The organism is Chryseomicrobium sp. FSL W7-1435, assembly GCF_038595005.1.
In the GTDB taxonomy this organism is placed as follows: domain Bacteria; phylum Bacillota; class Bacilli; order Bacillales_A; family Planococcaceae; genus Chryseomicrobium.
Genome location: NZ_CP151997.1, coordinates 1,304,488 through 1,328,964 on the forward strand (window position 1 = coordinate 1,304,488; position 24,477 = coordinate 1,328,964).

The window sequence follows — 24,477 nt, forward strand, 5'->3', positions numbered from 1 at the left end:
ATAGAGAAGTAAGAGTTTTGAAATTATAATATCGCTCGAATGAGTAGGGGAGTTAGAAATAAGATTGCTGCTGGACAGAACTTGAACTTAAAAAATAGAGGCTGGGACAAATAAAGCAATAGTAAGAAAGTTGAGTGGAGTGTAGGAGCTGACTCCAGTGGGATTAAAAGTCGCAACTCAATTTCAACGAACAGCAAAATAGTGGCGCCAACGGAACGTAGCCCCGAATCGGAGTTCAACATACAAAAATCAGCCAGTTCTCTAGATTTTATTCTAGAGAACTGGCTGATTTAATTTTGTCCCAACTTCTATTAATAATTTGTTTCATATCCTATCTAATTGTAAGTTTTGCCGAGCTCTGTTAATCGCTGAGCAAATGGCTCGCTTCGATCGAATGCAGCGCCGTACGTATCACGAACTTCATACGCACTAGTTCCATGTTCCACATAATCTAGGCCTGTCACTTCATCTTCCTCACTCACACGAATGCCAATGATAGCTTTAGTGGCGAAGACAACAATTCCAGTTGTCACAGCTACCCATGCGATTACAGCTAGAACACCAAGCACTTGGATTCCTAGAAGTGTAAAACTACCGCTAGTTAATACACCTGAAGCTGAGTCGAATAGACCAACGGCTAAAGTTCCCCACACCCCAATGATTCCATGAACTGTGATTGCGCCGACTGGATCATCAATTCGAAGTTTTGCATCCAACAGTCGAATGCCTTCCGTCATGACTACACCAGCAATAAATCCTATTAGTATAGCGGATGGTAGGGAAACGTTAGCTGCACCGGCTGTGATGGCTACTAAACCGCTAAGAGCACCATTTAGAGTTAGTGAAGCGTCAATTTGTCCATACCGTAACTTAGTGTATAGCGCTGTTGATACAACACCTGCTGATGCTGCTAATAAAGTATTTGTAATAATAGATGGTACTGTTTCAGGATCTGCGGCCAAAGTGCTTGCTCCGTTAAAACCGAACCAGCCTAACCAAAGAATAAATACGCCCAATGCACCTAATGGAATACTATGACCTGGGATAACATTGATTTTTTTACCTGAATATTTTCCTAAGCGTGGTCCTAATACAGCAGCTGCAACTAATGCTCCGACAGCACCAGTCAAGTGGACGACTGTAGAACCTGCAAAATCAATGAAGCCGAGTTGCGATAACCAACCGCCTGACCAGATCCAGTGACCGACAACCGGATAAATTATTGTTACCATGGCAATTGTTAAGACAAAGTATGCCGATAACTTCATGCGTTCTGCAACAGCACCTGAAATGATGGTAGCAGAAGTAGCAGCAAATACTGCTTGAAATACGAAAAATGCAATATCATCTACACCATTCAAGGCAAATCCTGATGTTCCGATAATGCCATTAAATGAAGTTCCGAACATAAACGCATAACCCACTATGAAATAGAGGAGGGAAGCGATAGAAACAGTAATGAAGTTTTTCATTAAAATATTGACCGTATTTTTAGAACGAGTAAAGCCAGATTCAACCATCGCAAATCCTGCATGCATAAAGAATACTAAAATCGTGCCGAGCATAATCCACAACATATTAATAGATGATTGCAAAAGTTCGTTTGTCATTTCATTTCCTCCTTAGTGGACTGCTACAGCGCCCTTCTCTTTTGTACGAATACGAATGGCTTCTTCAACTGGATAAACAAAGATTTTACCATCCCCTACTTTACCTGTAGAAGCGTACTTCACAATGAGATCAGTTAATGCTGCTACCTCTGAATCATCAACGACCATCTCTAGCTTCAATTTCGTATGAAATTCCATTTCATATTTATTGCCTCGAAATAATCCCGTACGTCCTTCTTGATTCCCAATTCCAGCTACTTCACTTACGCTAAAGCCGTCGATTCCGTGTTGCGCCAATGCTTGACGAATTTGAGGGAATACACCTGGACGAACAATTGCTTCTATCTTTTTCATACTTGCACCTCCAATGTTAGAATATATAACATCATAATCCGTATTTTCAGAAAAATCAACATTTATTTTTATTTAAATGTAAGAAAAGCTTACATTATAGAAATTAAGACTTCGAATCGAAGTGTAAAGTGTGCGAGGATTTAAGGAAAAGAGTAGAATGAATATAGTGTGAAGTGTAAAGTCACGGAGGTTAAGACAATGTCAAAACAACTACGTTCCACTTCTGGAACAAAGTATTTTTATACAGAGACAATTGAGTGCGAGGGTGTATCACCAATTGCATTTTTTGAAGCGGGGGACCGACTATACCGAGGTCAGCGCTTCTTTTGGCAAAATCGCGAAAAAACGCATACGATTGTTGGGATTGGTCATGAAATAGTGATCAAAGCACAAGGTGAGGACCGAATTACCACTGTTCAAAATAAATGGAATCGCCTAAAAAAATTAGTAGTAAAAGAAAGACTTGATCAAGCGCCTCTACTGTTTGGAGGATTTTCATTTGACTCCAAACATTCTTTAAGTGAAGAGTGGCGTGCTTTTTCTGGTGCTTTTTTTGTAGTGCCTCAATTTCAACTTGAAATTAAGAATGAATCCATTAAATTATCGATTAACTGCTTAACCGAACGTTTAGACCAGTCTGCTCGTTTTGAGGAATTGCGCAAAGAGAGAGACCGCTTATTGCATGTAGCTCAAGTTCAAGAGCGTCCTTTATTTGAAAAGGCGATAGTAACTGAGAAGACAGAACGAAATGTACCTGAATATCTAGCAGCTGTGCGAGCAGTGAAAAAAGAGATTATGCGTGGAGAAGTAGATAAAGTAGTTATCTCAAGGTCGATAGAGTTAGATTTTGAAGAATCTACTTCTTCTGGTGCAGCTCTGTATTATGCACTACAAGAACAACCAGAAAGTTATATATTTGTGCTGGAGAACGGAGGCTCGACGTTTGTGGGAGCCACTCCTGAGCGTTTGATTCGCAAAGAACACGGCCGAATTTTCTCTGCAGGAGTTGCAGGTTCTGTAAGACGTGGAAAAGATGTCGGAGAAGACCAACGACTTGGACAAGCTCTACTAGCAGATGAGAAAAATCTAGAAGAACATGATTTCGTCGTGTCTATGATTCAAAAAGTAATTGAACCACTGTGTACAGAATTGCAAATCTCTACTCAACCAAAACTATTAAAAATTCGAGATATCCAACATCTCTTCACTCCAATCTCGGGGACAGCTAAAGAAACAGAAGATATGTTTGCTTTTGTTGAAGCTCTTCATCCAACCCCTGCACTAGGGGGAACTCCACGATTAAAAGCCGTTGAGTTGATTCGTGAGCTAGAGCAAATGGATAGAGGGTACTATGCAGCACCTGTGGGGTTTGTTGATGCAGAGGACAATGGAGAGTTTGCTGTTGGTATCCGATCTGCCCTGTTGCGAGGTGGGAAAGCTCTTTTATATGCTGGCGGCGGTATTGTTTCTGAATCAGAGCCTTTAGCAGAATTAGAAGAGACAAATGTTAAATTTCGTCCTATGCTACGAGTATTAGGGGGAAATCGTCATGAGCTATAAACAACGCCTAACTGATTATGTACGGTCATTGTTGTCAGGACTGAAAGATCATGGTGTGACAGATGTTGTTGTAAGTCCAGGGTCTCGTTCAACTCCCTTAGCTTATGGAGTCATCACGGATCCTGATTTTTCGGTGTCTATTCAAGTCGATGAACGCTCGGCAGGTTTTTATGCATTGGGTCTTGCGAAGGCATCAGAGAAACCTGTTGCGCTGTTATGTACATCTGGCTCCGCTGCAGCTAATTATTTTCCGGCAATTGTGGAAGCCTACTATGCGCGGGTTCCATTGATTGTTATGACGGCGGATCGTCCACATGAATTAAGAGATGTAGGTGCACCGCAAACAATTGATCAAGTGAAATTATATGGGAATCATGTAAAATGGTCGTTCGATTACCCAGTTGTAGACACGTTTGAAGGAACAACTCCATTTGTCTATCAACAAACCGCTCGAGCGCTTTCTCAAGCACTTCAGTCACCTCAGGGGCCAGTACATTTAAACGTCCCTTTTCGAGAGCCGCTTCTTATTGATTTAGAACAAGTTCCTGTACCAAGAAATTCGAAAATGATTCGAACCTCCCAATCGGTCTTGGATACTCAAACGGCAACGGAACTCATTGCTAGTTTTGAACAGTCCCAGTCTGGCATTGTGATTGTTGGAGAGACAGCCCCTTCAAAAGTACAAAAGTTGACTGAGTTCCTAGTGAATTTAGGTTGGCCGGTATTGTGTGATCCATTATCAAATTTGCGTTCGACAAAAGATCAAAGACTACAACAGCTCATGGTAGAAAATTATGACGCTCTATTAAAAGATGAAACGAAGTACAAATTGTTAGCTCCAGATGTCGTGGTTCGAATTGGTCCTCAGCCCGTTTCTAAATTTTTAGGACTTTTCTTAAAATCGGTGACACCAAACAACTATATTACATTTGATGAATCTGCTCGTTTCCGTGACCCACTCGGCTTGACTACGGATCTAATCGTGTCGAGCCTAGACGGCCTTTCTGAACTTACGCCAGAGGCTACCGACTCGCATAAGACCTTAAAGTTGTGGAGAGACAATAACAAGCAAGTACGCAAGTTGATTGAGGACTACCAACGAGAAGAATCGGACGAAGGTGCCTATGTTTCTACGATGTTACTAGCACTTCCTGAAGAAACATTGCTTTTTGCTAGTAGTAGTATGCCGATTCGTGATCTAGATACGTTTCAACAAAGAGATGGAAAAGGGATTGTGGTGTTAGCAAATCGTGGCACCAATGGAATCGACGGTGTTCTGTCTACTGCCCTCGGTGCTCAAAAGGCCATGGCACGACCTATGTACCTACTGATTGGAGATCTAGCATTACTGCACGATTCCAACGGTCTTTTACTGAGTCGCTACCAAGATGTTCAAGGCACAATCGTCGTGATGAACAATGATGGAGGAGGCATTTTCTCTTACTTGCCTCAAGCGGCTGTTGGCAATCATTTTGAAACACTCTTCGGAACATCCTCAGGTCTGACTTTTGAAAAGTTAGCTGAAATGTACGAGATTGACTATACACAAGTATCCTCAAAAGAACAGATGGCTGAACTGATTCCTCAGGCAACGAAGGGTTTACGGATACTTGAAGTGAAGACAAATCGTCCTGAAAATACAGCAGCACATCGTCGGCTTTGGCAACGAGTCAAAGAGAGTTGGATTGAAAATGAATGAGGACTATAGTTTTCAGCAATGGAATCCACAAGGTACGAAAAAACTCATTTTTCTCCACGGCTTTACTGGCTCAGAAAATTCCTTTCAGCAAGTAGCAGAAAACCTTTCAGAAGATTTTCATGTCATAGCTCCATTACTTCCTGGGCATGGCAGGGCGGATTATAAGATTCCTAGTTATTTCATGGAGGATCAAGTGAACTGGTTAAGGGCTTTAATTGAAAGTATGGGGTTGCAAGAAGCAGCAATCGCAGGTTACTCGATGGGCGGCCGACTAGCTCTTGGATATGCCATGAGGTATCCTGTAGAAAGCTTGATAGTAGTCAGTAGTTCACCAGGAATTGAAGACGAAGCTGAGAGACTACTGCGTGCACAAGCAGATCGAAAACTTGCTGACGACATTCGCACTAGGGGACTTGATTGGTTTGTTTCTTATTGGGAGTCGATCCCTTTATTTAAATCTCAACAAGCATTGCCTGATTCGGTAAAACAAACTGTGAGAAATGAACGACTACAGCATGATGCACATCATCTTGCCCAAAGTTTAGAGCAATTCAGCACAGGAAACATGCCTAGTTACTGGAGCCGATTAAATTCTTACACAAATCCTGTGACACTAATCGTAGGTGAATTAGACACAAAATTCGTTTCAATCGGCCAAAAGATGAAAATGCGCCTAGAAAATGTAGAACTTATTGAAGTACCAGCGGTTGGTCATGCGATACAAGTGGAAAATCCGAAAATGTTTGCTACAATAATAGAGGATGTACTTTTAAGGAGGCAATAACATGACAAGACAATGGGAATCACTCCGTACATATGAAGATATCAAATATGAATTCTTCAACGGAATTGCTAAAATCACAATCAATCGACCAGAAGTTCGAAACGCGTTTCGTCCTAAAACGGTCCATGAATTAATCGATGCGTTTTCACGTGCTCGTGACAACCAAGATATCGGTGTCATCATTTTAACTGGTGAAGGCGAAAAAGCGTTCTGTTCAGGTGGCGATCAATCCGTACGTGGCCATGGTGGTTATGTAGGCGATGATGAAATTCCACGTTTGAACGTTCTTGACTTACAACGTCTGATTCGTGTCATTCCAAAACCAGTAGTAGCCATGGTAGCGGGTTACGCAATCGGTGGAGGCCATGTCCTTCACGTCGTTTGTGACCTTTCTATTGCAGCAGACAATGCACGTTTTGGTCAAACAGGACCACGAGTGGGCTCTTTCGATGCTGGATATGGTTCAGGTTACCTTGCGCGTATCGTAGGACACAAAAAAGCGCGTGAAATTTGGTACCTATGCCGTCAATACGACGCACAGCAAGCTTTAGATATGGGACTTGTTAACACAGTCGTTCCTTATGAAAAACTAGAAGATGAAACAGTTCAATGGTGTGAAGAAATGCTTGAGATGTCTCCAACGGCAATTCGCTTCTTAAAAGCTGCGATGAATGCTGATACAGACGGTCTTGCAGGCCTTCAGCAAATGGCTGGGGATGCAACATTACTTTACTATACAACGGATGAAGCAAAAGAAGGCCGTGACGCATTTAAAGAAAAGCGTAAGCCGAATTTTGGTCAATTCCCACGTTTCCCTTGATTTCAATCAAAGCTGTCCAATTGGGCAGCTTTTCTTTGTACTGGAAAGGACTGAGTCGATGTATCCAAACCTTTTAGTAAAGCGTGTGCAACTGACTCCGGACCGAGTGGCCCTGGAAATAGAAGGGCAGCAATGGACTTGGCGTGAAGTCTATGAACGCGCGCTCAACCTTGCCCAAGACTTTCCCTGTTCAAGTGGGGAAAGAGTCGGGTTTTGGTCAAAAAATAGTGAAACGATGTACTTCTATATTCAAGCGGCTCTTTTAAAACAATGTGAACTCGTCTTTTACAATGACCGTTTGACGGAAGAAGAATTCCTTTTTCAACAACTAGATTCTGAGGTTGTCTGGACAGTGACGGATCGTAAGGACCGGGCATTTCTAGAGAATGTCTATTTATATGAACAGTTCGTATCACTAAAATCAGTACCTTTTGAAGTGCAGCCTAATTGGAGTCGTGAGCAGACCATTTCCATCATGTATACATCTGGTACCACTGGACGACCTAAAGGAGTGCGACAAACGCTCGAAAACCATGTAACAAGTGCGTTAGGCTCTGCACTGAATCTTGGCGTATTACCAGAAGATAAATGGCTTTGTGTAATGCCTCTCTATCACATCAGCGGATTTTCAATGATCATGCGGTCTTTACTCTATGGGTCAAGCCTTCAATTGCATGAAAAATTTGAACCGCAAACTGTCTTGGAGGCCATCCGCAAAACCGGCGTAACGCATTTATCAGTTGTTACAACCATGCTTAGTCAATTGTTAAGAGAATTTGAGCAAGACGAAGAGTCATTACCTTCGTCGTTTCGAACAATCTTAGCAGGGGGTGGCCCGGTACCTATTCCTTATCTTGAACGAGCGCAAAGTAGTGGTTTTCCTGTAGTTCAAACTTACGGAATGACCGAGACTTCTAGTCAAACCTGTACTTTGCTGCCCGAAGAGGCAATTCGCAAAGCAGGTTCTGCGGGCAAGCCTTTGTTTTTTGCGGATGTTCGCATTGACGGAGACCAAGAAGGAGAGATTTTAGTAAGAGGGGCTCATGTTACTCCTGGTTATGTGGGGCATGCTTCTACTCTTCCAGCAACTTCTGAAGAGGGATGGTTACGAACGGGAGATATCGGAAAATTTGATTCAGAGGGCTATCTTTATATTCTAGATCGACGCTCTGATCTGATTGTCTCGGGCGGAGAAAATATCTACCCTGCAGAAATCGAGCAAGCGCTGCTATCCCATCCTGAAGTGTTGGACGCTGGAGTTGTTGCCAAACTAGACGATAAATGGGGGCAAGTGCCGTTTGCGTTTATAGTTGTTAAGGGAGAAGAACAGCCTGACTTAGCACTGTTTCTTTCTAGTAAACTAGCGAAATACAAGCAACCTGTTGGCTATCGATTTGTGGAGATACTTCCGCGGAATGCATCGAACAAACTCGTTCGCAGAGAACTAAAAAAATGGATTGAAAAAGAGGCTGGGAATATAGAAACAGAACTCAACGAGTTAGAAAGTTGAGTGGAGTGTAGGGGCTGACTCCAGTGGGGTCAAAAGTCGGAACGTGAGACCCCTTTAGATGTGGAGAACGTCATGCTAGAAAGTCCGAGAAAATCAGGCGTGCCAAGTGAGGCGTTCTTGGCCTCGGTTGGAGCGACTGCTTTTGGAGCGTCTTTCTGACGTTCGCAACTCGATTTCAATGAGTCGAATATAGGCGCGCCCACGGAACGCAGCCCCGGAATGGAACTCAACATACGCAAAAAAATCAGCAAGTTCTCTAAAATTCACCCTAGAGAATTTGCTGATTTAATTTTGTTCTAATTTTCTTTTTTATTGCAACGCTGTACGAAGTGTTTCGATATTGCGCTCCATAAGAGTTAAATAGTTTTCTTCATTAGCAATATCTTCATCGGTTAGGACGCCTAAGTTATGAAGCGGAAGCGTTTCAGCTCCAACTTCACTACGAATGATGTCTGTAAGTTTAGAAGATACATTTTGCTCAGTTAAAATATAGTCAATTTGTTGTTCGCGTGCTTGATCTACAAGTGATGCCAGTTCTTTTTGTGAGGGTTCATCTTGAGTGCTGATTCCTGCTACCGCTACTTGATTTAAACCATAATCTTTAACCCAGTACCCAAATGCTGCATGGGAGACAAAGAAGGTATCACGATTTGCTTCTGCTACAACTTCTTCAAACGATGCATCAAGTGCTAGAATATCTTCTTCTAGAGCTGCAAAGTTTTCATTAAAGAACTCTTCGTTCTCAGGTGATGCTTCAACTAACTCATTGCGGATTGATTTAGCAAGCTCAACACTCAATGTTGGTGAAATCCATAAGTGAGGATCAAGTGCTCCGTGATCATGTCCAGCGTGAGAGTCTTCTGAATGACCTTCTTCAGCGTGCTCGTCTTCTGAGTGACCTTCTTCGGCGTGCTCGTCTTCTGAATGACCGTCTTCAGCGTGTTCGTCTTCAGAGTGGCCATCCTCAGCATGTTCGTCTTCCGAATGACCCTCTTCAGCGTGCTCGTCTTCCGAGTGACCTTCTTCAGTGTGTTCGTCAGCCGAAGCATCCACTAACATGTCATCTGAAATAAAATCAGCAAGCTCTACGATTTCGACTTGTTGATTGGCTAATGTATCCTTAGCGCTTGAAATGAAGCTCTCTAGCCCAAGTCCAATGGCGAATAAGCGATCTGCATCCGCGAACTTAATCATGTCTTGTTGAGAAGGCTCAAATGTGTGCTCATCTGCTCCTGGAGGATAGACGGATTCAACTGTGACAAACTCTCCTCCGATGCGTTCAGTAAAGTATTCAAGAGGATAAACTGTTGTATAAACAGACAGTGTTTCCACTTCCGGTTGAGCGTTGTCTTGTGCTTGTTGCGGGGTAGTTTCTTCTTCAGAAGAACAAGCTGCTAAAGTTAACGCAGTAGCTGCGAGAAAAGGGATGGCAAATTTTTTCATGACTTCCTCCTAAATAGTAATCGTTACGTTTTGTAAAAGACTTTCTTATCATACAAGGTGACTCAAAAAAATGCAACAAAAAACCACCAAATTATTTTTTTGGTGGCCATTCGTCCGGAACGGGGTCCATTCCGCCCTCATGAAAAGGATGACATTTTGAGATACGTCGTATTGTAAGGAAACCACCTTTTAAAGCTCCATGCTTTTGCAAGGCTTCAACACCGTAATGCGAGCAGGTCGGATAAAAACGACAGCTTGGCGGAGTTAGGGGAGAAATTGCTTTTTGATAAAAGCGAATGATTAAAATGAAAAGTTGTTTCACAGTTGTTCACCTCATGATGTTTAGTTTACTTCAAAAGTTGGGAATATGAATAGTATATCGACTTACAAAAGGAGAGATGTGAAATGTCAGCAGCATTGAACAAAGAATTAAACAAACAGGTGGCTACTTGGTCTGTGATGTACACAAAATTACATAACTATCATTGGTATGTAAAAGGACCGGCTTTTTTCACTTTACATGCAAAGTTTGAAGAGCTTTATAACGAAGCAACACTTCATATGGATGAAATCGCTGAACGACTGCTTACTCTTGGAGGCAAACCAACGGCCACTTTGAAAGAACATCTGGAACTTTCCGTCGTGAAAGAAGCGACTGGCAAAGAATCCACTGATAAAATGGTGGAAACAGTAGTCAAAGACTTTGGAACCATCATGAAATCCTTGAAAAAGGGAATGGAAGAAGCGGCGAAAGATGAAGACGATATGACTGAGGACTTATTGAATGCCGTTTACCAAAGTATTGAAAAACACCAATGGATGCTAAATGCATTTTTAGGAGATACAAACGAATAACGGTGATCGAGAGCGTGCGCAACTAACTGCGCACGTTTTTTGCTATACTTTTTTAAGGAAGAAAGGCGTGAAAAAATGCTTACATTTCGAGATCTAACAAATAGAAGGGTTAACTTATCCTTTGAAGCACAAAACTTCACAACAGAGTCACGTCATGTGCTGGTTATTGTGAGAAAAGGGACAAAATTTTTAGTGACTCAACATCCAGCGAGGGGACTTGAATTTCCGGGTGGCAAGGTTGAAGAAGACGAAAATTTAGAACAAGCAGCTATTCGAGAGGTTTACGAGGAAACTTCTGTTCATATAGGGAATGTGCAGTGGTTGGCTGCTTATGAAGTGCTAGGTGATGAACCATTTGTTAAAACCGTGTTCTTGGCAGAGTGTACTGGCAGTGATTCATTTGATGGTTTGTATGAAACTACTGCTAGAAAGTGGTTGACACTACGTGAAATCGAACGTCACCCCAAGCTGAGTTTTTATATGAAAGATGAAGGCATGAAAGCGATGATTGCTGAGGTAAAGAAGAGATTTCCTCTCTATGCTAAGCATCCGATTCCAAGTCCGAATTCTCAAGTAAAACTTTTTGAGGTTACCTATTATTCAGATGAATTTTTGGTGAAGGGATGGCTTGCTGAGCCGAAGCTAGGAGCAGATCAAGCCATTGTTTATTTGCGCGGCGGTATTAATCAAATCGGTAAAGTGCGAGGGGCCCGCATCGCACAAATTGCAGCGCAAGGATTTACAGTGTTTGCTCCTCATTACCGCGGCTCATTTGGTGGGGAAGGTAAAGATGAATTCGTTGGTGCAGACCGGCAAGACGTTTACAGTGCAGTGGACTATTTGGCTTCCCTCGGCTATTCGAAAATTCATTTGTTTGCGTTTAGTAGAGGAGGCATTATGGCGCTTTGGGCTGCTATCAAACGTCCAGAGGTCACGTCCCTTGTTACATGGGGCGGTGTGTCGTCTATTTATCTCACATATAAAGAGCGTGTCGACATGCGCCGGATGATGAAACGCATTTACGGCGGTACACCTAAAAAGGCACCAGATGCCTTTCAAAATCGTGATGCTCTACTCCACTTGCATCAAGTAAAGGCACCTGTTCTCATCATTCATGGAGTTCAGGATACAAATGTTGGATTTGAGCATGCCACGATTTTAGAGGAAAAGTTGCAAGCTTTGGACAAAAAGGTAACTACACGGTACTTAAAAGACCATCATCACTTTGTTCCAGATCCGTTAAATCGTCAGCTGCTAGGGGAAGCGCTAGATTGGATGCGAGCGCAGGGGGACTGAGCGGACGTTCATGGGATGAAATTGGAGTTTCATGAGATGAGATGGAGGTTTCATGAGACGAAACCAAGATTTATTCGACATAATTGAATTTTAATGAGACGAAGTCGTTTTATGGAAACCAATCCACTTCGATTCACCAAAAAAACAGGTTCTGCTCGACATGAGCAAAACCTGTTTTAAACTTGTCGCTATTAAATGATTGGTCCACCTTTAGAGATAATCTCTTCAGAAACACCAGAGAACTTTTTGAAGTTTTCACGGAAGCTATCCGCAAGTTCTTTCGCTTTCTTATCATACGCAGCTTTATCAGCCCATGCATTACGTGGGTTTAACACGTCACTTGGTACGCCAGGAACTTCTTTCGGAATCGCAACTCCAAAGACTGAACCCTGCTCTGTTTCTACGTTTTCAAGCTTACCGTCAATAGCAGCACGAACCATTGCACGAGTATAAGAAAGTTTCATACGCGTTCCAACTCCGTATTCGCCGCCAGTCCAACCTGTGTTAACAAGGTAAACGTTTACGCCGTGCTCATCAATCTTGCTTCCAAGCATTTCAGCGTATACTGCTGCTGGAAGTGGAAGGAATGGAGAACCGAAGCATGTTGAGAATACTGGTTGTGGGCTTGTGATCCCGCGCTCAGTTCCTGCAAGTTTTGATGTAAAGCCACTTAAGAAGTGGTACATGGCTTGTTCTTTTGTTAATTTAGAGATTGGAGGCAATACACCAAATGCGTCAGCTGTTAAGAAGACGATTGTCTTTGGATGGCCTGCAACTGATGGTACCATGATGTTGTCGATGTAATCAATCGGGTAAGCAGCACGTGTATTCTCAGTTAATGAGTTATCATCGTAATCAGCTTCACGAGTTTCATCCAGGACAACCACGTTTTCTAAAACAGTACCGAATTTAATTGCCTTGTAAATCTCAGGCTCATTTTCTTCTGTTAAGTTGATACATTTTGCGTAGCAACCGCCTTCCATATTGAAGACGCCTGTATCAGACCAACCGTGCTCGTCATCACCGATTAACTTACGGCCTTTATCAGCTGATAAAGTGGTTTTCCCTGTACCAGAAAGTCCGAAGAATAGGGCAACATCGCCCTCTTCGCCGACGTTTGCTGAACAGTGCATTGGAAGAATTCCTTGTTCCGGAAGTAAGTAGTTCATGATAGAGAAGATTGATTTTTTCATCTCTCCAGCATATTCAGTTCCTCCGATTAAGACGATACGCTCTTCCATAGAAACCATGATGAACGTTTCAGAGTTCGTGCCATCTACTGCAGGGTCTGCTTTGAAAGTCGGTGCACTGACGATTGTAAATTGTGCATCGTGTGAAGCAAGCTCTTCAGCTGTCGGACGAATGAACAGTTGGTGAGCAAACAGGTTGTGCCATGCATACTCGTTAATGACTTGGATTGGAAGGCGTGATGCTCCATCCGCACCCGCAAATCCTTTAAATAGGAAAAGAGCTTCTTTAGTTTGTAGGTAATCAATTACTTTTGCATATAAGTTTTGGAATACTTCTTTTGAAATTGGACGGTTCACAGAACCCCAATCCACTTTATCGCGAGAGATGTCTTCATCTACCATATATTTATCTTCTGGGGAACGCCCCGTATACTTTCCAGTTTCAGCGCGTAAAGCACCTGTTGACGTCAGCATACCTTCACCACGAGCAGTTGCTTGTTCAACAAGTTCCGCTACAGATAGTTGCGTGTGGACTTGGTCTCCCGATAATAAAGACTGAATTGCGCTTTTTGTATCGATCGATTGCATAGGTTAAATACCATCCTTAAATAGATTTTCCGAAGTGCCGGAATGCTAATATGTGAATTAGTATAACACATTAAACCAAATAGTCTACACTAATACGTCACCAAGATGATGATTTTTTCGACAGAAATTCATATAGTTTTTTGTTGACTTTCATCGGTTGGATGCGTATGATGAAAAATTGAACGGATACTCTTATCCCGAGCTGGTGGAGGGGTCAGGCCCTATGAAACCCGGCAACCTCAATAAGTTTAAGAATGACTACTTATTGAAAGGTGCCCAACCTGAGACAGGTAATTTTTCCTGATTGATAAGAGTGAAAGGTGCAAAGAAATCATCCTTTTCTCATTAGCTTGAGTGAAAGGATTTTATTATTTATGAACGCCTTCAACCATGCGCCAAATCCAAAACAGCTTCAAGTACATTAGGCTTGCCATGGGGAATGAGTACCGGTTCAATTCACGGGAGCAATCCCGCAGGATCAAGAAGGAGGAAATATATCATGACTCAACGTCGATTATTCACTTCGGAATCAGTAACAGAAGGCCATCCGGATAAGATTTGTGACCAAATCTCAGATGCGATCCTTGACGCAATCTTAGCTGAAGACCCGAATGCACGTGTTGCGTGCGAAACTACTGTCACAACTGGACTAGTTCTAGTTGCTGGAGAAATTACTACCTCTGCTTATGTAGACATCCAAAAAACGGTACGTGAAACTGTTCGAGAAATCGGCTACACACGTGCAAAATTTGGATTTGATGCAGATACATCTGCTGTATTAACTGCAATTGATGAGCAATCTGCTGACATCGCTCAAGGTGTTGACCAAGCACTTGAAGCTCGTGAAGGTTCTATGACAGACGCTGACATCGAAGCAATCGGTGCAGGGGACCAGGGTCTAATGTTTGGATTTGCTTGTAATGAAACAGAAGAATTAATGCCGCTTCCAATCAGCTTGGCGCACAAATTATCACGTCGCTTATCGGAAGTACGTAAAAACGAAACACTTGAGTACTTACGTCCAGACGGTAAAACACAAGTGACTGTTGAATACGATGAAAACGGCAAGCCAGTGCGTGTCGATACAATCGTAATTTCTACACAACACGCTCCTGAAATTACTCTAGAGCAAATTCAGTCTGATTTGAAAGAACACGTCATCAACGCAGTAGTTCCTGCTTCGTGGATTGATGAGAGCACTAAATACTTCATCAACCCAACTGGTCGCTTTGTAATTGGTGGACCACAAGGGGATGCAGGTCTTACAGGTCGCAAAATCATTGTTGACACATACGGTGGGTATGCTCGTCACGGTGGTGGAGCCTTCTCTGGTAAAGATGCGACTAAAGTTGACCGCTCTGCAGCTTATGCAGCTCGTTATGTTGCCAAGAACATCGTAGCAGCTGGACTTGCTGATAAAGTGGAAGTACAACTTGCTTACGCTATTGGTGTTGCTCAACCTGTATCGATTGCTGTTGATACATTTGGAACAGGAAAAGCTCTAGAAGCGGATATCGTTACATGGATCCGTGAATTGTTTGACCTACGCCCAGCGGGAATCATTAAAATGCTCGACCTACGTCGTCCGATTTACAAGCAAACTGCTGCTTACGGTCACTTTGGTCGTACAGATATTGATGTGCCATGGGAAAAGACAGACAAAGCAGCTGAGCTTCAAGCGAAAGCTGGCCTATAAGAAATCAAAAAGGACTCTCGAGATTTTTCTCGGGAGTCTTTTTGTGTTGTCTAAATTCTTTTTGTAAGATTTGAAATCGCTCCAGCCAGCACACCAGTTCCATGAAGTCTGCAAATAGAGTTGCAATGCCCGCGGAAACAGATTCAGTGCCCGAGAAACTTGATTCAATGCCCGCGGAGTCGGTCCAATGCCCGCGGAAACAGATTTAATGCCCGAGAAACTTGGTTCAGTGCCCGAGTAACTTGGTTCAGTGCCCGCGGAGTCGGTCCAATGCCCGCGGAAACAGATTCAGTGCCCGAGAAACTTGATTCAATGCCCGCGGAGTCGGTCCAATGCCCGCGGAAACAGATTTAATGCCCGAGTAACTTGGTTCAGTGCCCGCGCAAACAGATTCAATGCCCGCGCAACTAAATTCTCCCCCGAAAAAATCACTAAAAAAAGGGCTGATCGCAATCAGCCCTCAAGTCCTCAAGATCTTACTAGCTCTTCCCCTGCAACCCTTTGTAGTATTGTCCTTTTTCATGATATTCACGCACGATTCGTTCCATATCTTTCTTGTCTTCCTCATTCACTGCCCGCACAACTTTCGCCGGGCGACCATAGGCCATCATTCCTGGGGGAATTACTTTTCCTTGAGGAACCAGACTGCCGGCTCCAATAAAGGCGCCTTCGCCAATTTCTGCACCATCTAAAATAATAGAGCCCATGCCAATTAATGCTCCTTTTCGAACCGTGCAACTGTGCAATGTGACTTGATGACCAACTGTCACTTCATCTTCGATAACGAGAGGGAATTGTGGGCTCTGATGGAGACAACAAAGATCTTGGATGTTCACTTTGTTGCCAATTCTTGTAGCATTTACATCTCCGCGGATGATGGTATTAAAGAAAATGGAGGAATCTTTTCCAATTTCTACGTCACCCGTGATGGTTACATAATCTGCAATAAAGACGGACGGATGGATTTTCGGAGTTTTTTCACCAAATGGATAGATCATAACAGACTTCCTTTCTATACCCTTGCTATACTATAGAGTAAGTGTAGCAGAACAAGAAAGGGGACGGTAGCCATGTGGATGTGGGAAGCCGAAAATCAGCCGAAAGCAGTCGTGGTGATTGTCCATAGTGTATTTGAACATCACAGGCGCTATGCATGGGTCATTGAATACTTCCGAGAAAATGATTTACATGTGGTTATGGGAGATCTACCTAGTCACGGAGAAGCGGCTAGTAAGAAAGGTCTTCATAACGAGTCAATCAATGAATATGAACTGTATTTAGAAAGAGCTATAGAATATGCGAGTCAATTTCACGTGCCAATTGTTCTTTTTGGTCATGGGTTCGGGGCAACGACGATTTTGCATTATATGCGCAAGCCGCGAGAAAATATAGCAGCCGTGTTAGCGACAAGCCCTTGGTTAGAATTGCAAGCAACGCCTTCAAAATGGTCGAATCGAATTGCTAAATTGACTATCAATCAACGATTAGAATTTCCTTTGAACGCCGAGTTGTATACAGATGATCCCGCATTACAAAAAGAATACGAAGAAGACCCTCTAATTCATACAACGGTTACGACAGAGTGGTATGAAGCCTTACAAGAACGAATGAAAACTGTCTTACAGACTTCGAAACAATGGACCATTCCACTATGGTTGCAAGTGGCAAGTGATGATGCTGTTATCGCCCTTCCTGCTGTCCGAAACTGGATGGCCCAACAGAAGTTAACCACAATTAATTACTCAGAATGGCCAAATGTTCGCCATGACATCCATCAACATACAGACCGAGAAATCGTAGCTAAGAGTGCCATCGATTTTATACATTTAACGGTGTCTCGACTCGGCTATGTCCTATGACGTCTGACCTTTTCTGTGATATACTCATAAAATTCAAGGAATAAGGAGAGGGATTATGCAGCATCTCATTCGCAATATTATAGTAGAAAGTCCATCAAAAGTAGGGAATCTTGGTCTTGTGACCTCTGCCATTGGAGCCGCTGAAGGGGACATTGGGGATATCAAATTAATTAAAAGTGGTCCTTTAACGACAGTTCGTGATATTTCAGTCACCTGCAAAGATGAAGCTCATTTACAGACGGTCATTCAAAACATTGAATTGATTGGAAATGGCGTAGAAATCCATGCCGTAACTGATGATGTGTTAAAAGCGCATGAAGGCGGTAAAATCGCAATGAAGAGCACAATCGATGTGCGTTCACTAGGGGATTTGCAACGCGTCTATACACCAGGAGTGGCAAGCGTTTGTTTAGAAATTGAGAGACATCCTGAGCAAGCCAAATATTTTACATCAATCGGCAAATCGGTGGCCATCGTCACGGATGGTACAGCCATCTTGGGTCTAGGAAATATCGGTTCTGTAGCGGGGATGCCTGTAATGGAAGGAAAGTCGGTATTATTAGATCAATTTGTTGGCTTAAGTGGAATTCCAATATTACTAGATACAAGTAATCCGGATGAGGTCGTAGAGACGGTCAAGCATATTCATCAAGGTTTTGGGGCCATTTTATTAGAAGACATTGGCTCTCCACATTGTTTTGAAATTGAAGAACGCTTGAAAGCGGAACTTCCGATACCTGTCATGCACGATGATCAACATGGGACTGCTGTTGTGACGCTAGCCGCTGTGTTGAATGCATGTAGAGCAACTGGTGTAGACCCGACGCAAGCAGTTGTTGGTCAAATTGGTCTTGGCGCTGCAGGTCTAGCTATAGTTCGTATGCTACTTGCTTATGGTGTCAAAGAGGTTTACGGTATTGATCGCCAACCTGAAGCTATCGAGCGTTTGCATAAATACGGTGGGAAATCGAAAGATTCCTTGGAGGCATTGATGTCAGACTGTGATATTGTCATTGCAACAACAGGTGTTGAAGGCTTGATTAAACCGGAAATGGTCCGAACAGGGCAAATCATTCTGGCGCTTTCGAATCCGAATCCAGAGATTCAACCATCAGAAGCGATTAAAGCGGGTGCTGCATTTGCTGCTGATGGTCGTTCAGTGAACAATGTTGTAGGTTTCCCGGGTATTTTCCGCGGAGCTCTTGATGCGGAAGCTAAGCAAATTACGTATCCGATGTTAATTGCAGCAGCTGAGGCCATTGTGAGTCACACTCGTCGTGGGGAATTGATCCCGACACCGCTTGATCCAGCACTTCATATGGTCGTGGCACGCGCGGTAGAGGAAGCAGCTGCAAAAGAAAAATAAATCGAAAATAAAAAACAGTGGCTAGAATTTGCTTGAATTGAGCAACTTCTGGCCACTTTTTACTTAAGAGCTACTTTTTTTCTTCTCAATCACTACAAGTTCGGGTGGAGAGTTTTGCTGATTCAAAAATGCGCTATGCAGCACCTGAAATCGGTCCTGAGAAAGACCTGAAACAAACTCAAGTAGCTGAGCACGTTCTATTTTTCCACTCTCGTGGCCATGATAAATCACCACTACGATCCTACCCTCTGGCAGTAACAGTTCTAACGCAGCTTCTATTGCTTGAATGGTCTTCGTGCTCTCAGTCGTCACAGAATGGTCTGCACCAGGGAGATAGCCTAGATTGAATACGACAGCTCGGACATTCTGTGGTACAAATTCAGCCATGCGCTCATGACCTGCTAGAACCAGTTCAGCATTCGTAATGCCTGCTTGTTGGAGTCGAGCCTGTGTTGCCTGGATAGCTTCAGTTTGTATATCAAAAGCAAAGACTCTTCCGGATTCTGAAACTAGCTTCGCCAGAAAAAGAGTATCGTGGCCGTTGCCCGCAGTCGCATCGACCACAACATCTCCAGGCTGAATAATTTCTTTTAAATAACTTTTGGATTGGTGTAAGGCATTTTGTAGCATGAGGCACGTCCTTTCCTAACTAGTGTATCATCTTGTTGGAAATCCGAAAAAGCACTAGAATGAAAAAGAGACAGGTAAGGGGAAGGAGGCGGCGTCATGAAAGATTGGAGTCGTCATTTATCAACAGAAGTTCTCGATCAAATACTTGAAAATGCCTTTCAATGGTTTGTCGTTGTGGATCGTGAGTCCAATATACTCTATATCAATGAAGAGTACTGCCATTTCCTAGAAGTGAAAAGACAGGATGCCATCGGGCAACATGTAACCGATGTTATCGAAAACACAGAAATGCATAAAGTGATGGAAAAAGGGGAGGCAGATATTGCGGCTCCTCATTATATAAAAGGTACGTATATGTTGGCCAACCGAGTGCCACTTGTAGTAGGAGGCGAAATCGTTGGTGCGTTCGGAAGTGTCGTCTTCCGAGATATGACGGACTGGAAACGCCTAAGTGCTCATGTGAAGACGACGATGGAACGAATCGATCAGCAGTTTAGTTCATCTACTTATCACTTAGCAAACTTAGAAGACATCATTGGAGAATCAGCGGCGATTCGAAGAGTAAAAGAAACTGTCCGGATGATTGCTCCCACCAAGCTTCCCGTTGTCATCGAAGGAGAAACTGGAACTGGCAAAGAGATGTTTGCAGAGAGTATTCATCGTCTTTCAGACCGGTCAGACGGTCCATTCATTAAACTGAACTGTGCAGTCATTCCTAGTGAATTAGCAGAAAAAGAGTTGTTTGAAGGCGACAAAAGTAAGATGCAGCAGGCAGCAGGAGGTACGCTTTTCTTAGAAGAAGTCCATGCGCTCTCCATCCCACTCCAAGCAAGGTTGCTGCGGATGATTACCGAAAGTGAACAGAATGCTTCTGAAGAGAACAAGGATGTCCGTTTCTTATTTACATCCAATCGTAATCTCACCGAACTTGTGAGGACAGGACATTTCCGAGAAGACTTGTACTATCGAATTCAATCTGTATATTTAACTATTCCGCCATTGCGAGAACGAATGGAAGATTTCTCGTTACTGACTCGTCATTTTTTAAAGATTATCGAACAAAATGAGGGGAGAAGAGGATTGAAGCTCGATCCCAAAACGCTTCGTTCGCTTGTTCAATATGGCTGGCCAGGCAATGTGCGTGAGCTCTATAACACGTTACGAGCTATGGTCTATATGACAGAGGGAGTTCGTTTGTCGACCGCTTCCATTCCCATTCATATTTTTCATACTTCCAAAACCGTTACTACACAAACAGGTAAGTTAGAAGATATATTAGCTAAAACAGAACTCCAAGTTTTAGAGAATACACTTGCTACTTATCCTGATAAAACTGAAGCGGCAGCGGTGTTAGGGATTAGTCGCTCGACATTGTATGAAAAATTAAAAAAATATAACTTATGACCTATTATCCGAAAATGAGGACATTGTGTCCTATTTTTCGGATTTTATAAAATGCATGAAAATAGCTTACAAATACTATATTCATGTAAAGTGTCCGATATCCTGGACATGTTTTGAGATCGAGATTGTCACAGTTTTGTCACAGTCTATTGCGATGTTGGGATTCATCTGTTTTAATACTTATGAAAGCGCTTTTTTATACAAAACTCGAGGAGGAAGTTTCCTATGAAGCCTATTTATTCTTCTGCAGAAGAAGCAGTAAGCCAAATTCAAGACGGAGCAACACTTATGGTGGGCGGCTTTGGTCTTGTTGGAATACCAGAGCAACTGATCATCGCTCTGGTAAACAAAGGTGTCAAAGATTTAACCGTTATTTCAAACAACTGTGGTGTAGATGACTGGGGTCTTGGTCTTTTATTGAAAAATAAGCAGATTAAAAAGATGATCGGTTCATATGTTGGAGAAAACAAAGAATTTGAACGTCAAGTTCTGTCAGGTGAAATTGAAGTCGAATTGACGCCTCAAGGCACACTTGCAGAAAAATGCCGTGCTGGTGGCGCAGGGATTCCTGCATTCTTTACTCCTGCAGGCGTCGGTACAGTTGTCGCAGAAGGCAAAGAGGTACGTGAGTTCGACGGCAAGGAATATGTTCTTGAAGAAGCACTTGTAGCTGATTTCGCATTAGTGCGCGCTGAGACAGCAGATAAGTTTGGAAATCTCATCTATAATAAAACAGCTCAAAACTTCAATCCGATGATGGCAGCAGCAGGCAAGGTGACAATCGCAGAGGTAGAAGAAATTGTGGAGACAGGGACACTAGATCCTGCCATGATTCATACACCTAGCGTTTACGTCCAAGGCTTGTTCCAGTCGACACAAGAAAAACGTATTGAACGTTTAACAACGAGAGACTAATTAGAGGAGGGAATTTCATGACTTTATCAACGCGTGAATTTATCGCAAAGCGTGCAGAAATGGAAATTGAAGACGGGAACTATGTGAATTTAGGAATAGGGATCCCAACACTTGTAGCTAACTTTATTTCACCAAACAAAACTGTCGTTTTACAATCGGAAAACGGTCTCCTAGGAATAGGACCTTACCCGACGAAAGACCAAGTTGATCCTGACTTGATCAACGCGGGGAAAGAAACTGTCACGACTATTCCAGGTTCTGCATTCTTTACTAGCGCAGAGTCTTTTGCCATGATCCGTGGCGGCCATATTGATGTAGCAATCCTAGGTGGCATGGAAGTATCTGAATCTGGCGATCTAGCTAACTGGATGATTCCTGGAAAGATGATTAAAGGAATGGGGGGAGCAATGGACCTAGTCCACGGCGCCAAAAAGATTATTGTCATCATGGATCACGTGGCAAAGGACGGATCTCCTAAGATTAAAAAAGAATGTACACTTCCACTGACAGGTAAAGGTGTCGTAAACATGATTATTACCGACCGTGCCGTCATTGAAGTGACAGAGCAGGGACTTGTCCTGAAAGAAGTATTTGAAGGACACACAATTCAGGGCGTCGTAGAAGCAACAGAAGCAGTCTTGAATGTGGACAACGTGAAAGAAGGCGTCTCGTTCTAATACGACCCCATGACCAAATGGGGGTAAACTAATGGAAAACATTTTCAGTATGATTGGTCTGCTTGGCGGACTATTCTTATTAATTTATTTGACGATGAAGGGTGTTAACATCATCATCGTTGGACCAATCTCTGCATTATTTGTTGCCGTGTTATCGGGCATGCCGCTTTTCCCGCAGCTTGCTGCAGAAGGCGCTCCAAACTTTGTTACAAACTACATGACTGGATTCACTGGATTCATCATGTCTTGGTACTTAATGTTCCTACTTGGTGCCATCTTCGGTAAAGTAATGGAAGATAGCGGTGCAGCAGATTCAGTTGCTAAATTTGTAACGGATCGCCTTGGTCTTAAATACGCAGTTTTAGCTATTGTTATTGCCTGTGCGATTTTGACTTACGGTGGCGTATCTCTATTCGTAGTAGCATTCGCTGTGTACCCAATGGCTATCTCATTATTCAAGCAAGCTAACTTACCACGCCGTTTCATTCCGGCAACTTTAGGTTTAGGTTCTGTAACATTCACGATGACATCTGCAGGTTCTCCTGAGATTCAAAACTGGATTCCAATTCCTTTCTTAGGAACTACTGCTTATGCAGGTTGGGAAGTCAGTATCATTGTTGCTATTTTCATGGCAATTGCAGGTTATATGTGGTTAAAGAAATTAATCACAAAAGCTGTGAAAAATGGGGAAGTATTTGCTGGTCGTGAAAATGATCCAGTATTTGATACAACGCGTCCATTACCAAATCCATTCTTATCATTCGTACCATTACTTGTGGTACTGATCATTGCTTACATTTTCCATGATAGCTTACAACAATCAGCATTAATTATTGCGTTACTGTCTGGTATTGTGACGACATTCATTATCAGCTGGAAGTACTTCAAGAGCCCGTGGGAAGCTGTTTCTCAAGGAACACTTGGTGCTATCATTGCTATCGGTAACACGGCAGCAGTTGTTGGTTTTGGTGGTGTTGCAAAAGCAACTTCTGCATTTACAGTTGCAGTTGAAGCTATGACAAGCATCCCGGGATCTCCTTTAATCGGAGCAGCGGTCGCTGTATCCGTCATCGCGGGTATGACAGGTTCCGCTTCAGGTGGTCAGCAAATTGCACTTCCACTTATTGCACCTGGTTACTTAGATGCGGGTGTAAATGCAGAAGCACTTCACCGTGTTGTAGCGATTTCATCTGGTGCACTTGATTCACTTCCTCACAACGGATATGTTGTAACGACAATCCAATCAATTTGTGGTGAGAAGCATAGTGCAGCTTACTGGCCAATGGCTGCTGTTACTGTAGCTATCCCAGTTATCGGTGTTATTATTGCAATTGCTCTATTCTCATTAGGATTTGGAATCTAATTAAAAGCCGCCTAGTGCGGCTTTTTCTATTCAACGGGAGGGACAACAATGGTAAAAGATAAAGTAGTTTTAATTACAGGAGCAGCACAAGGAATCGGATTTGAAATTGCAGAAGAGTTCTTCAAAAATGGCGCAAAAGTCGTTTTGACAGATATCAATGAAGACAAAGTGAAAGAATCTGCGTCTACTCTTGGTGGAGATAGTCTTGGGATTAAATGTGACGTAACAAATGAAGAAGAGTTGAAGGCGTCAATCGATCAAACGGTCGCTACATTCGGACGAATCGATATTTTGATTAACAATGCCGGTATGCAACACGTTTCCATGATTGAAGATTTCCCGACAGAACGATTCGAACTGTTGATTAAAATCATGTTAACAGCACCATTTGTTGCAACAAAACACGTGCTTCCGCATATGCGTAAACAAGGTTTTGGACGTATCATCAACATGGCTTCAATCAATGGGCTTGTCGGCTTTGCAGGTAAAGCAGCCTACAACTCAGCTAAACATGGTGTCATCGGTCTTACGAAAGTAGCTGCTTTAGAGACAGCAGCCGATGGAATTACTGTGAATGCAATTTGCCCTGGTTATGTCGATACACCACTTGTTCGTAATCAAATGCAAGATTTGGCTACGACACGTAATGTCCCTCTTGAAAATGTGTTAGAAGAAGTCATTTATCCACTTGTTCCACAAAAACGTCTTCTTGACGTGAAAGAAATTGCAGATCTTGCCATGTTCATCTCAAGCGAACAAGCTAAAGGGATGACGGGCCAGGCCGTCGTCTTAGATGGTGGCTACACAGTTCAGTAAACTTTGGAAAGCACTTGAACTGCAGTCTCAGTTCCGGTACAA

22 protein-coding genes and 1 riboswitch are annotated in these 24,477 nt (G+C 42.9%); of the genes, 15 read left to right on the forward strand and 7 right to left on the reverse strand.

Annotation, left to right across the window (positions count from 1 at the left end; translation table 11 throughout):
* Positions 1–335 precede the first annotated feature (335 nt).
* Together MKY84_RS06680 and MKY84_RS06685 are read right to left on the reverse strand one after the other, a co-directional pair.
* Positions 336–1,610, reverse strand: a complete 1,275-nt coding sequence (locus tag MKY84_RS06680) for an ammonium transporter (RefSeq protein ID WP_342528782.1) — start codon at positions 1,608–1,610, stop codon at positions 336–338.
* Positions 1,611–1,622: 12 nt separating this feature from the next.
* On the reverse strand, positions 1,623–1,964 hold the full coding sequence (locus MKY84_RS06685; protein ID WP_342528783.1) for a P-II family nitrogen regulator: 342 nt from the start codon (positions 1,962–1,964) through the stop codon (positions 1,623–1,625).
* 198 nt (positions 1,965–2,162) lie between these two features.
* Between MKY84_RS06685 and MKY84_RS06690 the strand changes: the two genes are divergently transcribed.
* Genes MKY84_RS06690 through menE form a run of 5 tightly spaced genes read left to right on the forward strand, consistent with a single transcriptional unit; the run spans position 2,163 to position 8,337 of the window.
* Positions 2,163–3,524, forward strand: a complete 1,362-nt coding sequence (locus MKY84_RS06690; RefSeq protein WP_342528784.1) for an isochorismate synthase — start codon at positions 2,163–2,165, stop codon at positions 3,522–3,524.
* Positions 3,514–5,223 (forward strand): 2-succinyl-5-enolpyruvyl-6-hydroxy-3-cyclohexene-1-carboxylic-acid synthase, encoded by a 1,710-nt coding sequence (gene menD / locus MKY84_RS06695; protein WP_342528785.1) that lies wholly within the window; start codon positions 3,514–3,516, stop codon positions 5,221–5,223. The genes MKY84_RS06690 and menD overlap by 11 nt, the downstream gene beginning before the upstream one ends.
* Positions 5,216–6,007, forward strand: coding sequence for a 2-succinyl-6-hydroxy-2,4-cyclohexadiene-1-carboxylate synthase (gene menH / locus MKY84_RS06700; protein ID WP_342528786.1), 792 nt, complete (start codon positions 5,216–5,218; stop codon positions 6,005–6,007). The genes menD and menH overlap by 8 nt, the downstream gene beginning before the upstream one ends.
* A 1-nt stretch (position 6,008) precedes the next feature.
* The gene (gene menB, locus MKY84_RS06705; RefSeq protein WP_342528787.1) at positions 6,009–6,827 is read left to right on the forward strand and encodes a 1,4-dihydroxy-2-naphthoyl-CoA synthase; all 819 of its coding nucleotides are present in this window, start codon (positions 6,009–6,011) and stop codon (positions 6,825–6,827) included.
* Positions 6,828–6,885: 58 nt separating this feature from the next.
* Positions 6,886–8,337, forward strand: coding sequence for an o-succinylbenzoate--CoA ligase (menE, locus tag MKY84_RS06710; RefSeq protein WP_342528788.1), 1,452 nt, complete (start codon positions 6,886–6,888; stop codon positions 8,335–8,337).
* A 309-nt stretch (positions 8,338–8,646) separates the two neighbouring features.
* Here the strand turns inward: menE and MKY84_RS06715 are convergent, their stop codons facing one another.
* Positions 8,647–9,780, reverse strand: coding sequence for a zinc ABC transporter substrate-binding protein (locus MKY84_RS06715; RefSeq protein WP_342528789.1), 1,134 nt, complete (start codon positions 9,778–9,780; stop codon positions 8,647–8,649).
* A gap of 91 nt (positions 9,781–9,871) precedes the next feature.
* Positions 9,872–10,102: a membrane protein insertion efficiency factor YidD gene (yidD, locus tag MKY84_RS06720; RefSeq protein WP_342528790.1), complete on the reverse strand. Its 231-nt coding sequence runs from the start codon at positions 10,100–10,102 to the stop codon at positions 9,872–9,874.
* Between the two features lie 83 nt (positions 10,103–10,185).
* Here yidD and MKY84_RS06725 point away from each other — a divergent pair, with 83 nt between their 5' ends.
* Positions 10,186–10,635, forward strand: coding sequence for a DNA starvation/stationary phase protection protein (locus MKY84_RS06725; protein WP_342528791.1), 450 nt, complete (start codon positions 10,186–10,188; stop codon positions 10,633–10,635).
* Between the two features lie 75 nt (positions 10,636–10,710).
* Positions 10,711–11,931, forward strand: coding sequence for an alpha/beta fold hydrolase (locus MKY84_RS06730; protein WP_342528792.1), 1,221 nt, complete (start codon positions 10,711–10,713; stop codon positions 11,929–11,931).
* A 191-nt stretch (positions 11,932–12,122) separates the two neighbouring features.
* Here the strand turns inward: MKY84_RS06730 and pckA are convergent, their stop codons facing one another.
* Positions 12,123–13,709: a phosphoenolpyruvate carboxykinase (ATP) gene (gene pckA, locus MKY84_RS06735; protein WP_342528793.1), complete on the reverse strand. Its 1,587-nt coding sequence runs from the start codon at positions 13,707–13,709 to the stop codon at positions 12,123–12,125.
* A 189-nt stretch (positions 13,710–13,898) separates the two neighbouring features.
* Positions 13,899–14,023, forward strand: a riboswitch (SAM riboswitch).
* Between the two features lie 185 nt (positions 14,024–14,208).
* Between pckA and metK the strand changes: the two genes are divergently transcribed.
* A complete protein-coding gene (metK, locus tag MKY84_RS06740; RefSeq protein ID WP_342528794.1) occupies positions 14,209–15,405 on the forward strand; it encodes a methionine adenosyltransferase in 1,197 nt (398 codons plus the stop codon).
* Between the two features lie 479 nt (positions 15,406–15,884).
* Here metK and MKY84_RS06745 read toward each other — a convergent pair whose 3' ends face one another.
* Entirely contained in the window at positions 15,885–16,403 is a 519-nt protein-coding gene (locus MKY84_RS06745; protein WP_342528795.1) for a gamma carbonic anhydrase family protein, read from the reverse strand.
* Positions 16,404–16,475: 72 nt separating this feature from the next.
* On the opposite strand from MKY84_RS06745, the gene MKY84_RS06750 reads away from it, so the two are divergent.
* Entirely contained in the window at positions 16,476–17,264 is a 789-nt protein-coding gene (locus MKY84_RS06750) for an alpha/beta hydrolase (RefSeq protein ID WP_342528796.1), read from the forward strand.
* 55 nt (positions 17,265–17,319) lie between these two features.
* A complete protein-coding gene (locus MKY84_RS06755; RefSeq protein WP_342528797.1) occupies positions 17,320–18,630 on the forward strand; it encodes an NAD(P)-dependent oxidoreductase in 1,311 nt (436 codons plus the stop codon).
* Between the two features lie 63 nt (positions 18,631–18,693).
* Here MKY84_RS06755 and MKY84_RS06760 read toward each other — a convergent pair whose 3' ends face one another.
* Positions 18,694–19,260 carry a class I SAM-dependent methyltransferase gene (locus MKY84_RS06760; RefSeq protein WP_342528798.1) on the reverse strand — a complete coding sequence of 189 codons (567 nt, stop codon included), beginning with the start codon at positions 19,258–19,260 and terminating at the stop codon, positions 18,694–18,696.
* A gap of 96 nt (positions 19,261–19,356) precedes the next feature.
* On the opposite strand from MKY84_RS06760, the gene MKY84_RS06765 reads away from it, so the two are divergent.
* The 5 genes from MKY84_RS06765 to MKY84_RS06785 all read left to right on the forward strand — a co-directional run bounded on the left by MKY84_RS06765 (position 19,357) and on the right by MKY84_RS06785 (position 24,435).
* On the forward strand, positions 19,357–20,664 hold the full coding sequence (locus MKY84_RS06765; RefSeq protein WP_342528799.1) for a sigma 54-interacting transcriptional regulator: 1,308 nt from the start codon (positions 19,357–19,359) through the stop codon (positions 20,662–20,664).
* A 225-nt stretch (positions 20,665–20,889) separates the two neighbouring features.
* Complete coding sequence (locus MKY84_RS06770) at positions 20,890–21,579, forward strand: CoA transferase subunit A (protein WP_342528800.1); 690 nt, start codon at positions 20,890–20,892, stop codon at positions 21,577–21,579.
* 17 nt (positions 21,580–21,596) lie between these two features.
* Positions 21,597–22,256 (forward strand): 3-oxoacid CoA-transferase subunit B, encoded by a 660-nt coding sequence (locus tag MKY84_RS06775; protein WP_342528801.1) that lies wholly within the window; start codon positions 21,597–21,599, stop codon positions 22,254–22,256.
* Positions 22,257–22,296: 40 nt separating this feature from the next.
* Positions 22,297–23,619 (forward strand): GntP family permease, encoded by a 1,323-nt coding sequence (locus MKY84_RS06780; RefSeq protein ID WP_342528860.1) that lies wholly within the window; start codon positions 22,297–22,299, stop codon positions 23,617–23,619.
* 48 nt (positions 23,620–23,667) lie between these two features.
* Complete coding sequence (locus MKY84_RS06785) at positions 23,668–24,435, forward strand: 3-hydroxybutyrate dehydrogenase (RefSeq protein ID WP_342528802.1); 768 nt, start codon at positions 23,668–23,670, stop codon at positions 24,433–24,435.
* The last annotated feature ends 42 nt before the right edge of the window (positions 24,436–24,477 follow it).

Bases quoted from the DNA above. Each gene is read 5' to 3' on its own strand.
- MKY84_RS06680 (WP_342528782.1), bottom strand. From the start codon at position 1,610: ATGACAAACGAACTTTTGCAATCATCTATTAATATGTTGTGGATTATG.
- MKY84_RS06685 (WP_342528783.1), bottom strand. From the start codon at position 1,964: ATGAAAAAGATAGAAGCAATTGTTCGTCCAGGTGTATTCCCTCAAATT.
- MKY84_RS06690 (WP_342528784.1), top strand. From the start codon at position 2,163: ATGTCAAAACAACTACGTTCCACTTCTGGAACAAAGTATTTTTATACA.
- menD (WP_342528785.1), top strand. From the start codon at position 3,514: ATGAGCTATAAACAACGCCTAACTGATTATGTACGGTCATTGTTGTCA.
- menH (WP_342528786.1), top strand. From the start codon at position 5,216: ATGAATGAGGACTATAGTTTTCAGCAATGGAATCCACAAGGTACGAAA.
- menB (WP_342528787.1), top strand. From the start codon at position 6,009: ATGACAAGACAATGGGAATCACTCCGTACATATGAAGATATCAAATAT.
- menE (WP_342528788.1), top strand. From the start codon at position 6,886: ATGTATCCAAACCTTTTAGTAAAGCGTGTGCAACTGACTCCGGACCGA.
- MKY84_RS06715 (WP_342528789.1), bottom strand. From the start codon at position 9,780: ATGAAAAAATTTGCCATCCCTTTTCTCGCAGCTACTGCGTTAACTTTA.
- MKY84_RS06725 (WP_342528791.1), top strand. From the start codon at position 10,186: ATGTCAGCAGCATTGAACAAAGAATTAAACAAACAGGTGGCTACTTGG.
- MKY84_RS06730 (WP_342528792.1), top strand. From the start codon at position 10,711: ATGCTTACATTTCGAGATCTAACAAATAGAAGGGTTAACTTATCCTTT.
- pckA (WP_342528793.1), bottom strand. From the start codon at position 13,709: ATGCAATCGATCGATACAAAAAGCGCAATTCAGTCTTTATTATCGGGA.
- metK (WP_342528794.1), top strand. From the start codon at position 14,209: ATGACTCAACGTCGATTATTCACTTCGGAATCAGTAACAGAAGGCCAT.
- MKY84_RS06745 (WP_342528795.1), bottom strand. From the start codon at position 16,403: ATGATCTATCCATTTGGTGAAAAAACTCCGAAAATCCATCCGTCCGTC.
- MKY84_RS06750 (WP_342528796.1), top strand. From the start codon at position 16,476: ATGTGGATGTGGGAAGCCGAAAATCAGCCGAAAGCAGTCGTGGTGATT.
- MKY84_RS06755 (WP_342528797.1), top strand. From the start codon at position 17,320: ATGCAGCATCTCATTCGCAATATTATAGTAGAAAGTCCATCAAAAGTA.
- MKY84_RS06760 (WP_342528798.1), bottom strand. From the start codon at position 19,260: ATGCTACAAAATGCCTTACACCAATCCAAAAGTTATTTAAAAGAAATT.
- MKY84_RS06765 (WP_342528799.1), top strand. From the start codon at position 19,357: ATGAAAGATTGGAGTCGTCATTTATCAACAGAAGTTCTCGATCAAATA.
- MKY84_RS06770 (WP_342528800.1), top strand. From the start codon at position 20,890: ATGAAGCCTATTTATTCTTCTGCAGAAGAAGCAGTAAGCCAAATTCAA.
- MKY84_RS06775 (WP_342528801.1), top strand. From the start codon at position 21,597: ATGACTTTATCAACGCGTGAATTTATCGCAAAGCGTGCAGAAATGGAA.
- MKY84_RS06785 (WP_342528802.1), top strand. From the start codon at position 23,668: ATGGTAAAAGATAAAGTAGTTTTAATTACAGGAGCAGCACAAGGAATC.